Annotated in this window: 10 protein-coding genes; 7 read left to right on the forward strand and 3 right to left on the reverse strand. The window is 69.5% G+C overall.

The window, feature by feature from the left end; genetic code table 11:
- Both VF697_RS10780 and VF697_RS10785 read left to right on the forward strand, forming a co-directional pair.
- A partial coding sequence (locus VF697_RS10780; protein WP_331093957.1) for an alpha/beta hydrolase occupies positions 1-966 on the forward strand: 966 nt, incomplete at its 5' end.
- Between the two features lie 199 nt (positions 967-1,165).
- Positions 1,166-2,986 (forward strand): DUF2207 domain-containing protein, encoded by a 1,821-nt coding sequence (locus tag VF697_RS10785; RefSeq protein WP_331093959.1) that lies wholly within the window; start codon positions 1,166-1,168, stop codon positions 2,984-2,986.
- A 39-nt stretch (positions 2,987-3,025) separates the two neighbouring features.
- Here the strand turns inward: VF697_RS10785 and VF697_RS10790 are convergent, their stop codons facing one another.
- Complete coding sequence (locus VF697_RS10790) at positions 3,026-3,745, reverse strand: hypothetical protein (protein ID WP_331093961.1); 720 nt, start codon at positions 3,743-3,745, stop codon at positions 3,026-3,028.
- 9 nt (positions 3,746-3,754) lie between these two features.
- Entirely contained in the window at positions 3,755-4,711 is a 957-nt protein-coding gene (locus tag VF697_RS10795; protein WP_331093963.1) for a hypothetical protein, read from the reverse strand.
- Positions 4,712-5,060: 349 nt separating this feature from the next.
- On the opposite strand from VF697_RS10795, the gene VF697_RS10800 reads away from it, so the two are divergent.
- The 4 genes from VF697_RS10800 (at position 5,061) to VF697_RS10815 (ending at position 11,925) form a co-directional block, all read left to right on the forward strand.
- Positions 5,061-6,755, forward strand: coding sequence for a sensor histidine kinase (locus VF697_RS10800; protein WP_331093965.1), 1,695 nt, complete (start codon positions 5,061-5,063; stop codon positions 6,753-6,755).
- A 174-nt stretch (positions 6,756-6,929) separates the two neighbouring features.
- A complete protein-coding gene (locus VF697_RS10805; RefSeq protein WP_331093967.1) occupies positions 6,930-7,328 on the forward strand; it encodes a hypothetical protein in 399 nt (132 codons plus the stop codon).
- Positions 7,329-7,579: 251 nt separating this feature from the next.
- Positions 7,580-8,257: a VOC family protein gene (locus tag VF697_RS10810; RefSeq protein WP_331093969.1), complete on the forward strand. Its 678-nt coding sequence runs from the start codon at positions 7,580-7,582 to the stop codon at positions 8,255-8,257.
- Between the two features lie 272 nt (positions 8,258-8,529).
- Positions 8,530-11,925: an ATP-binding protein gene (locus VF697_RS10815; RefSeq protein ID WP_331093970.1), complete on the forward strand. Its 3,396-nt coding sequence runs from the start codon at positions 8,530-8,532 to the stop codon at positions 11,923-11,925.
- Positions 11,926-11,934: 9 nt separating this feature from the next.
- Here VF697_RS10815 and VF697_RS10820 read toward each other — a convergent pair whose 3' ends face one another.
- Complete coding sequence (locus VF697_RS10820) at positions 11,935-12,735, reverse strand: hypothetical protein (protein ID WP_331093972.1); 801 nt, start codon at positions 12,733-12,735, stop codon at positions 11,935-11,937.
- 283 nt (positions 12,736-13,018) lie between these two features.
- Between VF697_RS10820 and VF697_RS10825 the strand changes: the two genes are divergently transcribed.
- Positions 13,019-15,052: ELWxxDGT repeat protein (locus tag VF697_RS10825; RefSeq protein ID WP_331093974.1), on the forward strand; the 2,034-nt coding region annotated here is incomplete at its 3' end.

Here is a 15,052-nt window from a genome sequence, read left to right on the forward strand (position 1 = left end):
GGACTTGCGCCCGGGGACACACGCGACGGCGCGGATAACTTCTACCGGAGTGACAAGGTCACGGTGCGGAAGGTCACCTTCCAGAACCAGTACAAGATGAAGGTCGTCGGCAACCTCTTCGTTCCCAAGGACCTGGCTCGCGGCGCGAGGAGCCCGGCCATCGTCGTCGGCCACCCCATGGGCGCCGTGAAGGAGCAGAGCGCGAACCTGTACGCCACGAAGATGGCCGAGCAGGGCTTCGTCACCCTGTCCCTGGACCTGTCCTTCTGGGGCGAGAGCGAGGGCCAGCCCCGCAACACCGTCGCCCCGGACATCTACGCCGAGGACTTCAGCGCCGCAGTCGACTTCCTGCGCGCCCAGTCCTTTGTCGACAAGGAGCGCATCGGCGCCATCGGTATCTGCGGCAGCGGCAGCTTCGTCATCAGCGCGGCCAAGATCGACCCGCGCATGAAGGCCATCGCCACCGTCAGCATGTACGACATGGGCGCGGCCAACCGCCAAGGGCTCCGCAAGGCGGTGACCCTCGAGCAGCGCAAGAAGCTCATCGAGCAGGCGGCGCTACAGCGCGACGTGGAGTTCGCGGGTGGCAAGCCCACGTTCACGAGCGGGACGCCCGAGCAGCTCAACGCCCAGTCGACGGCCATCGACCGCGAGTTCTACGACTTCTACCGCACGCAGCGTGGCCATAGCCCGAACACCACGACGCAGCCGACGCTCAGTAGCAACACCAGGTTCATGAACTTCTACCCGTTCGCGGACATCGAGACGATTTCTCCGCGCCCGATGCTCTTCATCGCGGGCGAGAACGCGCACTCCCGAGAGTTCAGCGACGAGGCCTACAAGCTCGCCGGTGAGCCCAAGGAGCTCGTCATCGTACCGGGGGCGGGCCACGTGGACCTCTACGACCGCGTCAACGTCGTCCCCTTCGACAAGCTGACCGCGTTCTTCCGCGGCAACCTCAAGTAGTCCACGGGGCGCCCTGCGAAGGGCGCTCTGCCCCCCTGTGTCAGGGGAGTTGACGCCTGGAGGGGAAGGCGGGGCTACCTGCATCCCCCTCGGCACGGAGCTGGGTAGAGCTGCCATTGAAGGACAACCGAGCCCTTGCTCCCCAGGGATGACGCATCGTCGTCACGCTGTTGATCCCAGGGAGAAGGAGGGGTCGAGCATGAGCCGGGCGTTCCGCGTCGCCGTGTACTGTGCCCTCGTTCTGTTCGTCGCCACTCCGGCCGTGGCCCAGGACACCGGCTGGGTCATCAAGACCTTCGACGTTCAACTCGCCGTGCAGCCCAACGCCGATGTGCTCGTCACCGAGGACATCGCCGTCGACTTCGGCTCCATCCAAAAGCACGGCATCTACCGCGACATTCCCGTGCTCTCCAGCGCCAGCTCGACGCAGCAGCGGCGGATCCACATCCAGGACGTCCGCGTCCAGGGGGGCCCGGGGACACCGGATGACCTCGAGGTGATCGTTCAGGGCAACTCGGTCCGCTTGAGAATCGGCTCGCCCGACAAGACCATCTCTGGCCCCCACCGCTACCGGCTGTCCTATCGCGTCGTCGGGACGATGAATGCGTTCGATACGCACGCGGAGCTCTATTGGAATGTGACGGGCTCGGAGTGGGGCGTGCCGATCGAGCGGGTCATGGCCCGCATCACCGGGCCCGCGGAGGTAACGCGCATTGCCTGCTACATGGGACGCACCGGCAGCAGGGAGCGCTGCCTCGAGGCGGAGCTCCAGCGGGGCGAGGGCCAGGCCAGCACCGGTCTGCTCAAGCCCGGCGAGGGGATGACCGTGGTCGCGGCCTTCCCGTCAGGCAGCGTCCAGGTTCCTCCGCCGGAGCTCGTGTCCCAGAGCAGCCCGCCGGCGCGGGGCCATGACGACACGCTTGGATCGAGCCCCGGCCAACACGTGCCGACCCCCGTGGACTTCATCATCGCCGCCCTGCTGACCGGGCTCATTGGCTACGGGCTCATGCGGCTCTTCCAGAAAGAGGGGCAGGACGAGCAGTCCATCGCGCCCGTCTCCATCGAGCTCGAACGCTGGCCGCCCGCGGACCTGCGCCCGGCGTTGCTGAGCCTCCTCATCACCAAACGTGTCAGCGACCGGGACATCGCGGCGACCCTCGTCGACCTGGCGGTGCGAGGCTACCTGTCCATCGAGCAGCTGCCGAACTCATGGTGGCGCCCGAGGAGTGACTGGCGTCTCACCCGACGCTACCGCCGGGAAGGTTCCGACGAGCCGCGGCTCGCGGAGTACGAGCGCGTGTTGCTCGCCTCGGTGTTCGCCTCGGAGGAGGCTGTGCTGGTGTCGGAGCTCAAGGGCAAGTTCTCGGGCGAATACAAACAGGTGCGTGAGCTGATCTACGCCGCTCCCGAGGCTCGGGGTTGGTTTTCCGAACGGGTGGATCAGGCGCGCAGGCAGTGGAAGATCTGGACGGTCGTGGTGTTGGTGGGAAGTTGCATGTCCACCTGCATGGCCGCCGGCAGCGAACGCGGCGACTTCGCGGTCTGGCTCTTTCCGTTCGTGCTCGGGGGAATCGGGTTGGGGTGGATCTCCTTGTGGGTGCCACGTCGCACGGTGGCTGGCAGTGCCATGCTCCGGCGGGCCCTGGGCTTCCGCCGGTTCATCTTCACGGCGGAGCAGCAGCGCGCGACGCTCGTCGAGCAGCAGGGGTTCTTCTCGGAACTCCTGCCCTACGCCATCGCCTTCGGTGCCGAGGACAAGTGGGCGCGCGTGTTCTTGGGAATCCCCACCCAGGCGCTCACCCGCACGCCCTACGGCCTCTGGTTCACCGGGGCCACGAGCGGCGCCTTCCTCAGTGTGGCCGCGCTCTCGTCCGCCCTGAGTGACTTCGGTTCGAACGTCGGCGGCTCGTTGGCCAGCACTCCCAGCTCGACGGGGTTTGGCTCGGGCGCCTCCGGGTTCGGCGGAGGGGGCGGCTCCTCGGGCGGAGGTGGTGGCGGAGGTGGTGGCGGAGGCTGGTAGGCACTCCTCCAGCACGTTCCCCGAGGGCCTTCCGGGGCCCTACAGATACGTCGCGGCCCGCCGCAAGGCGCTGGCCGCCTCACCGCCGCTCGCGACCTTCTCGTGCGAGACGATGAGTCGGACGAGGTCCGGAATCGCCGCGAGTCGCTCCAGCTCGGCGCGGAGTGCCTTGCGGTCCTTGACGTACAGGAGTTTCACCAGGCGGGAGACGCGCGGCCCGGGCGCCGAGCCCAGCACCGTGGTGAAGAACCAGCCGAGCGGGTCCTTCTTCCGGTCCATGTTGAAGACCACGTCGTTGAGCACCACCGTCGTCCCGTCGCTCGAACGCACGAGCATCACCCCCTCCTCTTCAGCCACGCCCTCGAGCGTCTCGAGCCGGACCGTGTCATTGTCCGGGAAGTCCTCGTACGTGCCGTCGACGGGCACGGCCTCCTCGACGCCCTTGCGACCCCCTCGGGGAGCGAACACGCGCAGGGCGGGGTAGCGCTTCTTGTAGGCAGGCGCATCGAGCCGGTGGCCCCGGTTGGGAACGAGGAGCAGTGAAGGAGTGCCCAGGGCTTCGAGCTTGCGCTGCTCCTCCTCGGCGAGGGCGATGGCACTGTGGATGACGAGCGAGCCGTCGCCCGAGCGCGCGACCGTCATCACGCGCTTGAGTGACATGCCCTTCAGCGACCCCTCCACGCGCCAGAGGTTCTCGGAGAGCTGCTCGATGGGACCATGTGGCAGCACCTGCCACGCGTCGGAAATCTTGGAGGCCATTCGCGTCGATTAGAAGCTCAAGCCGAGGCCGGCGAACGGGCCACCCATGCTGTCCCGGTGCCGCTCTCCGCTCGGGTAGCCCCGATCATCCAGCAGCAGCTTGCGCCAGCCACCGCGCAGGGTCAGCATGCCCAGGTGGACCGCCAGGCCGAGCTGTCCATCCAGTTGCAGGTGGGGGAAGGGCACCCACTGGACCCGGCCCTCCAGGTCCAGCACGCCGCACAGGCACCGCTCGAAGGACAGGGCCATGTTCGGGCCGATGAAGATGACGTCCGGTGCGTGGACCCAGGCGACGCCCCCTTCGACCCGCAGTCGGCCGCGCTCGCTCGCGTACGCCGCGAGCGTCACGTTCGCCTCCGCCAGCCGAAGGTGGTCCGTCTCGTCCGAGCCGTCGTCCGCGCGCAGGTTCATCGCCGTGAGTCGCGTGGAGACGCCCCAGCGGCGCCCCTCGATGCCCAGGCCAAACCCCAGCGCCCCGCCTTCTCTCAGGGCGAGCCCCTCCACGCCCATGCGCACCAGCAACGAGCGGTTGGGTTCATCCGCCTCCTGCCTCGTCACCCACCGCGAGCGGCGGGAGTAGGCGCCCGCGAAGGCGGGCACCCACACGGGGCGCGGAAGGATGACGGGCCTCACGGAGTCCGGGTCCGGGTTGCCGCCACCGTTGTTCGAAGGAGCGCCGTCCGGCTCCTGTCCCACCGGCGTGGCGCGGTGCCGACGGCGGGGACTGTCGGTGCGGTGGGCGTGGAACCTCCACCCCGAGGAGCCACTGGAGACGCGGGAGCCACCGGAAGAAGACGCGCCCGCCGAGGTGCTGGAGCCCGTCGAGGAGTTGGAGCCGCTGGAAGAAGACGCGCCGCTGGAGGAGCGGGAGCCTCCCGCCTTGCCGAAGCGGGCTTCCGCCTCGGGGGTGGTGAAGAAGCACCCGGCTGCCAGCACGGCACACAGCATCTGCCTGGGGGTTGGCACGGGGAGGATCTCCTGGGAAAGCGTGCCCTCTCATCCAATCATTTTCTCCACCCGCGTTCCTCCGGCCCCCCCGGCGGGTGACACCTGCCCGACAGGGCGAGCGGCTGGCGGAGCTCGGCCCGTGGTGCCCTCAACGTTTCGCGAGGAGATGCGGGACGTTATCCAATAGTAGACAGCGGGCCCGGGTCGCGCGGCCTTCCATTGTCAGCGGGGACGACGGTATCCGCGGACATTGAGAAAACATCGCGCCTCGGGTCCCCGCTGGCTCGCGCGGCGCGGGTGCTCGTGAGATCATGACCTGTGGCGGTGTCCCCTGGTTCCCTGGACACGCTGGTCGAGAGGCCCGGCGATGACGATTCGCGCCAAGGTGTGGCTGTTCGCGGCGATGGCCGTCGTGCTCGTATGCCTCATGGGCGCCCACCTCTTCGTCGGCGCCCGCGACAGCCGGGTGATTCGCGGGCAGCTCATGGCCACCCAGGGGCAGCTCGACGGCCTGGGCCGGGTGCGTGCCCTGGCCTGGCCCTACCTCAACGAGCTGGTCCAGATGCGGCAGGTGACGGGAAGCACCGAGCGCGTGCGGCTCGAGATGCTGGAGCGGATGGAGGTGGAGCTGGAGGCGCTCGGGGCGAGCATGGGTCGGGAGCGGCAGTGGCTGCCGGAGCGGACGCCCGCTGTCGAGCGGCGCGAGCACGTGGAGCTCCGGACGGACCTGCGGCGATGGGTGGAGCGGGCCGAGGCGCGCGTGAGCGCCATTCCCCGGGGCTCGCCGGTCGGCTCCGCGGTGGAGTGGTCGCTGTACACGGAGTTCTCGCAGACCGTGGGCCGGCGCATCGAGGAGATGCGGCGCGAGGAGCAGGCCGAGATGGAGGTGCTGCACCAACGCTGGGACGAGAGCGAGCGGACCGCCGAGCAGCTCGCCCTGCTCGTCCCCGCCCTCTGCCTCGTGCTCGTGCTGGCGCTCGCCTTCGCCATCCTCGTCCCCCTGCAGCGCGCGCTCCGGGGGCTCACGGGCGTGGCGGAGCGCATCGGACGTGGGGACTTCGACATCCGCACCGCCATGGCGGGCCACGACGAGCTGGGCACGCTGGCGCGCGCCTTCGACCGCATGGCCGGAGAGCTCCGGACGCTGCTCGACGAGCGGCAGCGGCTGGTGCGGGCCGAGGCCGAGGCCTCCGAGCGCGAGGCCCGCCGCCACCAGGCCCTGCTGGAGGGGATGGTGCTCGCGCGCACCGCCGAGCTCGGCGACGCCAACACCCGGTTGCAGGAGAGCCTCCGGCAGCTCCAGGAGGCCCAGGAGCAGCTCCTCTTCGCGGACCGGCTCGCCTCGGTGGGCCGGCTCGCGGCGGGCGTGGCGCATGAGATCAACAACCCGCTCGCCTACATCCTCGGCAACCTGCGCTTCGCCCAGGGCGAGCTGCGGGGCTTGATGGGCGCGCCCTCCGAGGAGGACCGGCAGGAGTTGCTGTCGGCGCTGGGCGAGGCGCACGAGGGCGCCGAGCGGGTGCGCTTCATCGTGCAGGACCTCAAGATGCTGTCGCGCCCGGATGACATGGCGCTCGACGCGGTGAGCCTGGACACGGTGGTGCGCAGCGCGGCCAAGATGGCGCACCACGAGGTGCGTGACCGCGCGCGGCTGGTGCACGAGTGCGACGGGGTGCCTGCCGTGCGCGCCAACGCGGCGCGTCTGGGGCAGGTGTTCCTCAACCTCTTCATCAACGCGGCGCACGCCATCGACCCGGGCCGGGTGGGGGAGAACGAGATTCGCGTGGTGGCTCGCATCGCCGCTCCGGGCCAGGTCCTCGTGGAGGTGCGCGACACGGGCTCCGGCATCTCGGCCGAGCACCTCGGGCGCATCTTCGACCCGTTCTTCACCACCAAGCCCGTCGGCGTGGGCACGGGGCTGGGCCTGTCGGTGTGCCACCGCATCATCACCGCGCTCGGCGGGGAGATCCGCGTCGAGAGCGAGGAGGGGCGCGGCACCGCCTTCTTCATCACCCTGCCCGTGGCCGAGGACGCCGGTACTTCCGAACAGTCGGTGGCCTGAGGACGCGCGACGGCGGCCCGCACGTGTTGGGCGTCGGACGCACGGCGGGTGCAAGGGCTTTCCGAGCGCAAACTGTTCAACGCTCGTGCGCGTGAAATTCCCCACGCCCCCAGCGTCGGGAAACCGGCATCCCCATCTTGCCGTCGCAAGCCGTTCAACACATGGAGGTCTCGGATGCCGCCGCGTGGAGTGAAGAACCCGAAGCGAGTGAGGCAGTACCAGAAGATCAAGCAGTCGGCGCGCAAGCAGGGCGCGAGCCTGGAGCGGGCCGAGGAGCTCGCCGCCCGCGTCGTGAACAAGCAGCGCAGCGAGAAGGGTGAGGCGAAGAGCGCCACCAAGCGCTCCTCGAAGAAGACGGCGGCGAAGAAGAGCGCGTCCAGCGCGCGTCGGGCCAAGCCAGCCCGCAGCACGCGCAGCACCGGCGCCAAGTCGCGCACCCGCAAGGCGGCCGGCAAGACGGGTCGCAAGACGGGCACCACGTCGCGCTCCAGCGGCCGCTCCACCTCCTCGCGCAAGTCGAGCAGCTCGTCGCGCGCGCGCAAGTCGGGTTCCTCGTCGCGCTCGAAGAAGTAGCGCCCGCGGCGACTTCGAGGCGCTGGGCCTCGGCCGGGTGCCGCGGTGGTTGAGCGGGCTGGTGGGAGACCGGGATGGGGTGTTCGCCTCGGCGAGCCGGGAGTACCGGCGGTCGATGAACGAGGTGGCACGCCGGGCCCGGGAGCGTGGGTGGATGGACTACGCGGGCGAGGAGTGCGGCTGGGAAATCCGCGCGATACCGAGGCCGGTGCGTCTAGTCTCATCCGGTCTCTCCCCCTGGGAATCCCTCCATGTCCCCTGCCCTGGAGCTGTGTCATGTCTTCGTCTTCGTCGAGCCGGGAGCGCCCGAGGCGGCGCGGTTGGAAGAGGCCGGCCTCCGGGAGAGCTTCCGGCGCCAGCATCCGGGGCAGGGCACAACCAATGTCTGTTACTGCTTCGACAACGCCTATCTCGAGCTTTTCTGGGTGGAGGACGAAGCGGCGGTGACCGGGCCGACGATTGCCCGGACCCGACTCGCCGAGAGGGCCCGGTGGCGGGAGACGGGGGCCTCGCCCCTGGGTATCGCGCTGCGCACCGCGGCGCCCCACCCGTCGCTGCCCTTTCCCACCTGGGATTATCGGCCGCCCTATCTGCCCGCCGGCATGGTCATCCCCGTGGCCCTCGCGAGCGAAGACCCGAGACAGCCCTTCGTGTTCCGCCCACCCAGCAGCAGCAGGCCTGATACGTGGACCGATGGGAGGGCCGGCGACAGGCAGCGGCAGGCGGGGCTGGCGGAACTCCTGGGCATCGAGCTCGAGCTTCCAGCGCGCGTCCCGCCGGGTGATGCGCTGCGACTCCTGGCCGCGACGGGCCTCCTCACGCTCGGTGTTTCCCCCGACGAACAGCAGAGACTGGTGTTGTCGCTGTCGCGAGCGGACGGCGGACCCCCGCGCCGCTTGTCGCTGCCCGAGTTCCGCTGGCTCCTCTAGGCACTGAGAGCTGGGCCCTGAGCAGGCGAGTCGAGCCCACCCCCGCCCCGTCGCCAAGTCCCGACGGGCGGCGCATGTTGAAGACGTGGCTGCTTCGGGTGGTTCCATTCCCTCCCTGGAGGCTCTCTGGCACGGCTGGGTCGTGCCGCGGACGGAGGTCGCGTGCTGGTGGGTGGTGTCACTTGCTCGAGCAGGACGCCTGGCATTCGAGGGCCAGGTCGCCTCGCGGCACGCCGAGCAAGCGAGTCATTCATGGGGCGGCGAGGTCCTGAATGGACATCGGCGTGAACGGCTCCGAGGGTGAGGCGGGCGGCTTTCTCGTGGGCGGGGGCGAGATGGGCGCGCTCGTTCGCTCGCACGACTGGAGTCGGACGGAGCTCGGCCCCATCGAGCGCTGGCCGCAGAGCCTCCTGACGGCGGTCGATGTCTGCCTCAACTCCCGCTTCCCCATGGTGGTGTTCTGGGGACGGAGCCTCATCACCCTCTATAACGATGCGTACCGGCCCTCCTTCGGGGCCAAGCATCCGCGCGTATTGGGTGCTCCGGCGGAGACGCTCTGGCCCGAGGCCTGGCATCTGCTCGGCCCGATGATGAAGCAGGTCGTCGATTCGGGAGTCCCCACCTGGTCGGAGGACCAGATGCTCCTGATGAACCGGAACGGCTTCCCCGAGGAGACCTACTGGACCTTCTCGTACAGCCCCATTCGCGGTGAGCGGGGAAGCGTCGACGGCGTCTTCACCGCCGTCAGCGAGACCACCTCGAGGGTCCTCGGGGAGCGCCGCTTGCGCACGCTGCGGGAGCTCGCCAGTGCCCTCTCCCGCGCGCGCAGCGTGCAGGACACCGCCCGGGTCACCGCGGCCGTGCTGTCGGAGAACCAGAAGGATCTGCCCTTCGCACTCATCTACCTCGGCGACAGGAAACGACTGCTGCTCCGAGGCACGAGTGGCCAGGCCGGGGAGCACTTCCCCGCCCCGGAAGAGGTGACCGCTGCCTCGGCGGAAGGGCTCTTCGAGAGCGTCTTGTTCCGGGTCCTCGAGCGAGGAGAGAGCGCGACGGTCGAGGACGTCCCTGGCGAGCGCGCCCTGGTCCTTCCCATCTCCCTCCCGGGTCAGGAGGGCGCGGCGGGCGTCCTCGTCGTCGGCATCAGCCCCCGCCTCAACTTCGATGAGAGCTACCGCGGGTTCCTGGGCCTCGTTGCCGGGCAGTTGGCGACGGCCATCTCCACGGCGAGGGCCTACGAAGAGGAGAAGAAGCGTGCCGAAGCCCTCGCGGAGATTGATCGCGCGAAGACGGCGTTCTTCAGCAACGTGAGCCATGAGTTCCGCACGCCCCTGACGTTGATGCTCGGGCCGGTGGAGGACGGGCTGGCGGACCAGGAGAACCCGCTGCCTCCGGTCCAGCGCGAGCGCCAGGAGCTCGTCCACCGGAGCGGCCTGCGGCTGTTGAAGCTCGTCAACACGCTGTTGGACTTCAGCCGCATCGAGGCGGGCCGCGTGCAAGCCTCCTACGTACCGACCGACCTCGCCCGCTTCACCGCGGACCTGGCCAGCGCCTTCCGCTCCGCTATCGAGAAGGCCGGCATCCGGCTGACGGTCGACTGCGCGCCCCTCCCGGAGGCCGTCTGGGTGGACCGGGAGATGTGGGAGAAGGTTGTCCTCAACCTCCTCTCCAATGCCTTCAAGTTCACCTTCGAGGGGGAGATCGCCGTTGTCCTGCGGGCGAAGGGCGAGCAGGTGGAGCTCTCGGTCCGGGACACCGGCACGGGCATTCCCGAGGAGGACCTCCCGCGCGTCTTCGAGCGCTTCCACCGGGTGAAGGGCGCCCGGGGGAGAAGCTACGAGGGGAGCGGCATCGGCCTCGCGCTGGTGCAGGAGCTGGTGCGGCTGCACGGAGGGGACGTGCGGGTGGAGAGCACGGTCGGCGAGGGGTCCGCCTTCACCGTCTCCCTGCCCTTCGGGAGCGCGCACCTGCCCCAGGAGCGCCTGGAGGGGACGTGTCGCCTCGCTTCCACCGCCACCGGCGCCACGGCCTATGTCCAGGAAGCGCGCGGGTGGCTGGAGCATCCCCCGGAGCCAGAGGCACTCCCGGCCGCCTCCCGCTCTGGCCGGGCGCGACCGCGCGGCTGCTCGGCGGGCCCCCCGGGCCACATCCTGCTCGCGGACGACAACGCCGACATGCGCGAGTACGTGCGCCGGCTCCTCGAGGGCCCTTATACGGTGGAGGCCGTGGAGAATGGCACCCGGGCGCTCGAGGCCGTGCGGGCCCGGCGGCCGGACCTCGTCCTGTCCGACGTGATGATGCCGGGGTTGGACGGCTTCGGCCTGCTGCGCGAGCTCAAGGGAGACCCGACGACGGCCGACGTGCCCGTCATCCTCCTGTCGGCACGCGCGGGTGAGGAGGCGAAGGTCGAGGGACTCGAGGCGGGGGCGGACGACTACCTGGTGAAGCCCTTTGGCGCCCGTGAGTTGATGGCTCGCGTCGAGGGGACGGTGAAGGCAGCCCAGGCCCGGGCCGAGCGCGAGCGCCTTCACCGGGAGGTGGAGGCCGCGCGCAGCCGCCTGTATGGCCTGTTCGAGAACGCGCCCGCCTTCGTCTGCTCCCTGCGTGGGCACCAGCATGTCTTCGAGCTGGTGAATCCGCTCTGCCAGAGACTCGTCGGGGTGGAGCGGAAGCTGGTGGGCCGGCCCGTCGAGGAGGCTCTCCCGGAAGTGGTGGAGCAGGGCTTCATCGGGCTGTTGGACGGCGTCTTCCGCACGGGAAAGCCCTTCATCGGACAAGAGGCGTTGCTGCGCCTGGGCCGGGGCGGGGATGGCCGCCTGGAGGACACCTTCGTCACCTTCGTCTTTCAGCCGAGACGTGATGCGCGGGGACAGGTGGAAGGCATTGATGTCTTCGGCTTCGAGGTCACGGAGCAGGTCCAGGCACGCCAGAAGGCCGAGGCGCTCGCCAAGGAGCTGCGCCAGCGCGCCGACTTCGAGGAGCAGCTCATCGGCATCGTCAGCCACGACCTGCGCACCCCCGTGAGCGCCATCCTCCTCGGCGCCGTGGCCCTCCAGCGCGGAGATGGGCTGAGCGAGCGACAGACGACGAGCGTGGCGCGCATCCAGTCCTCGGCCGAGCGCGCCAACCGGATGATTCGAGACCTGCTCGACTTCACCCAGGCCCGTCTGGCGGGGGGGCTCCGCATCGAGCGCCGGGCGGCGAACCTTCACGAGCTCATCCAGGGCGTCCTGGAGGAGCTCGAGGCGACTCACGCCCACCGGGAGATTCACTGGGCTCGTGACGGCGACGGGCGCGGCGAGTGGGACCCGGACAGGCTCAGCCAGGTCGTTCAGAATCTCGTGACGAACGCGCTCAAGTACAGCCCCGAAGGCACCCCCATCCGCATCGAGACCCACGCCGAGAAGGGCAGCGTGACCTTGTCCGTCCACAATGAAGGGGCACCCATTCCACCGGAACGACTGGGGAGGATCTTCCAGCCGCTCCAGCGGGCCTCGGGCGAGGTGGACAAGGCGGGCCGCAGCATCGGGCTGGGCCTGTACATCGTGAAGCAGGTGGTGGAAGCGCACGGGGGCAGCGTGTCGGTGGAGTCCACGGCCGAGGCGGGCACCACCTTCACCGTGCGGCTGCCCCGTCACGGCTCGACCGGGACCCAGGCGAGAGCCTGAGCGCGCCGCTCACTGCCCGAGCGATTGGGGCGGCGGCTTCGCACTGAACGCGGGGATGTAGCACTCCCCCTGGTACTCGAAGAGGGTCTCCGGGCACGGGGCCTTGAGTTTGTGAGGCGCCCAGCAGGCGCCGATGAGCTCCACCTCGGTGTAGCGAGTGCAGGGAGGGCGCTTCTGTCCTTTGAAGGGCTCTTTCGGGAGAGGTCGGGCGAGCACGGTTTGCCCCCCGGCGGTGGTGTCCGCGAGCCATGCGTCGAAGTCCGACGTTTCGGCTGTCGCGGGCACCTCGTGGCTGATGGGCGCTGGCGGGGCGCTCGCCAACGGCTCCGGGGCGCTCGGCGGTTGGGACACGGCGCGCAGGAGGACCAGCGCGAAGAGCAGGGCACACACACCGGTGGCGCCCGTCAGCACCAGCCCCAGCCGTTGCCAGGGATTGGGCTCATGGGGCTCAGGCTCAGGGGAGAGGGCGTGGGCCATGTGCCTCACTCCCGCGCGCACCTCCTCGAGTGTGAACACCAGCGACTCCACGGAGTGCCTGTCCTGGGAAACGGACCAGGGGGTGTGCTCCACTTCCATCGCGAGGTAGCCCGGGGACGCCGAGGAGATGCAGCGCACCCGCCAGTCCTTCAGCGGCACCGAGCCGTCCTCGGCGGGCTTGAGCACCAGGGCCATCGCTCCGCTCGTCTCGTGGATGGCGCGGTAGAGGTCCCCTTGGGGATACTTGGGCTGAGGCACCTGCTCCTGGATGCGGTACGGCCCCACCTGCTCCGGGTGCTCCCCGTTCGACTCGGGCTTCTTCTCCGTGTCCACGCGTGCTCCTCGCTGGCCTCCCCACACGCTCGAGGCCCGAGGCTCCGGTGTGCCCTATGTGCAACCCCCGCTCCAGGAGGTGCATGGGTGCATCCGCGTCGCCCTACCCCATGGGTTTGAATGCGGTCGGGGGGACGCTGCCCCGGGTTGTTCGCTAGCGGGTGATTGTCCTGATGGGCCGTGTGAGACGCCGCGGCGCCATGCCAGTGTATGTCTTCGCCGTGGGCAATCCCTGGGATGTGGACATCGAGGCCGGGAGACATCCCGGTGGGGGGAGAGCGAAATGTCTGGTCGATGCTGGATGAAGGCCGTGGTGATGGCCGGGGGACTGCTCCTGGCGTGGGGGTGCATGCAGCCGCCCCCGGAGCCGGACGCGGAGAGCACGCCCGACCGGGCGCAGGTGGCACTGGGGGCGGGCTCGGCCTCGCTGCTCAAGGACATCAACCCCGTGGTGAGGCAGGTGGTGGGCTCGGACCCGCGCGAGCTGGTCCAGCTCGGCGACACCGTGTTCTTCGTGGCCTACGAGGGCACCACGGGCGAAGAGCTGTGGAAGACGGACGGCACCGCCGCGGGCACCGTCCTCGTCAAGGACATCAACCCCCACCTGGACACGGTGGGGCCCGAGTACCTCTTCGCCGCCAATGGGAGTCTCTTCTTCTTCGCGGATGACGGCGCCACGGGCCGCGAGCTGTGGAAGAGCGACGGCACCGCCGCGGGCACCGTCCTCGTCAAGGACATCTCGCCGGGAGCCGGGGACTCCATCTGGCCGGGTGTTGCCTTCGCGAGGTTCGGCTTCACCCTCGTCAAGGGGAGGCTCTTCTTCGTGGCCAATGACGGCGCCACGGGCTTCGAGCTGTGGCAGAGCGATGGCACCACCGCGGGCACCGTCCTCGTCGAGGATCTCGACCCCCTCGACTCCCCGGAGTACTGGTCCAGCTCGGACCCCATCCAGCTCACCGAGCTGAACGGTGTGCTCTACTTCCTGGCGGGCGGCCAGCTCTGGAGGAGCGAGGGCGCCGAGTCCGGCACCTACTCCATCCTCGAGGACTATCCCGAGCAGCTCACGAAGCTGGGCGGCGCCCTCGTCTTCACCCGGCGCGGCAACCTCTACAAGAGCGACGGCACCTGGCCCAACGCGGTCCTCCTCAAGAGCTTCCCCGCCGGTGGTGGCGCGGAAGAGCTCACGCCGGTGGGCAACACGCTCTTCTTCAGCGCGAGCAATGGCTCCACGGGCCGCGAGCTGTGGAAGAGCGACGGCACGCCCTCTGGCACCCTGCTCGTCGAGGATCTCCATCCGGGCGAGCTCGGCTCGGAGCCCACCGGCCTCGTGGACGTGGGGGGCACGCTCTACTTCTCGGCCGATGACGGCACCAGCGGGCACGAGCCGTGGAGGAGCAACGGCACCGAGTCTGGCACGCTCCTGGTCAAGGACCTGGTGGCGGGTCCTGACGGCTCGAATCCCTCGGGCTTCACCGACATGAATGGCGCCATCTACTTCGTGGCCACGACCGACAGCACCGGGACCGAGCTGTGGAAGACGGACGGCACCGCCCCGGGCACCGGGCTCGTCGAGGACCTTTCGCCAGGGCCCACCAGCTCGTCCCCGGACGGGCTGCGGAGCTTCAACGGGACGCTCCTCTTCGCCGCCGAGGGTCCGCTGGGCCGAGAGCCGTGGAAGAGCGATGGCACCGCCCTGGGCACCTCCGTCCTCAAGGACATCCGGCCCCCCGGGTCGGACGCGGCGCCCAACTCCTTCGTGCCTTTCAACGGGAGCGTCCTCTTCGTGGCCGATGATGGCGCCTCCGGCACCGAGCTGTGGAAGACGGATGGCACCCCCCAGGGCACCGTGCTCGTGAAGGACATTCGCCCGGGTGCTTCCAGCTCCTCCCCGCGCCGCTTCACCCGTCCCGTCAATGGCGCCGTGTTCTTCGTGGCCGACGATGGCGTCTCGGGCACCGAGCTGTGGAAGACGGATGGCACCTCCCAGGGCACCGTGCTCCTGAAGGACATCCGCCCGGGTGCTTCCGGCGCCGTGTCCAACTGGCCGGGCGCCGTCACCTTCAAGGGGGCCCTGTTCTTCGTGGCCGACGACGGCAGCTCGGGCACCGAGCTGTGGAAGACGGATGGCACTCCCGAGGGCACCGTGCTCCTGAAGGACATCCGCCCGGGGGCTTCCAGCTCCTACCCGACATGGCTCACGGTCTTCGACGACATGCTCTTCTTCTCCGCCCAGAGCGAGATGGGCAATGCGTTGTGGAAGACGGACGGCACCTCCGAGGGCACCGTCGTCGTCAAGGCCTTGCCCCACAGCTGGTTC

Source organism: Archangium sp., from assembly GCF_036388035.1.
Taxonomy (GTDB): domain Bacteria; phylum Myxococcota; class Myxococcia; order Myxococcales; family Myxococcaceae; genus Archangium.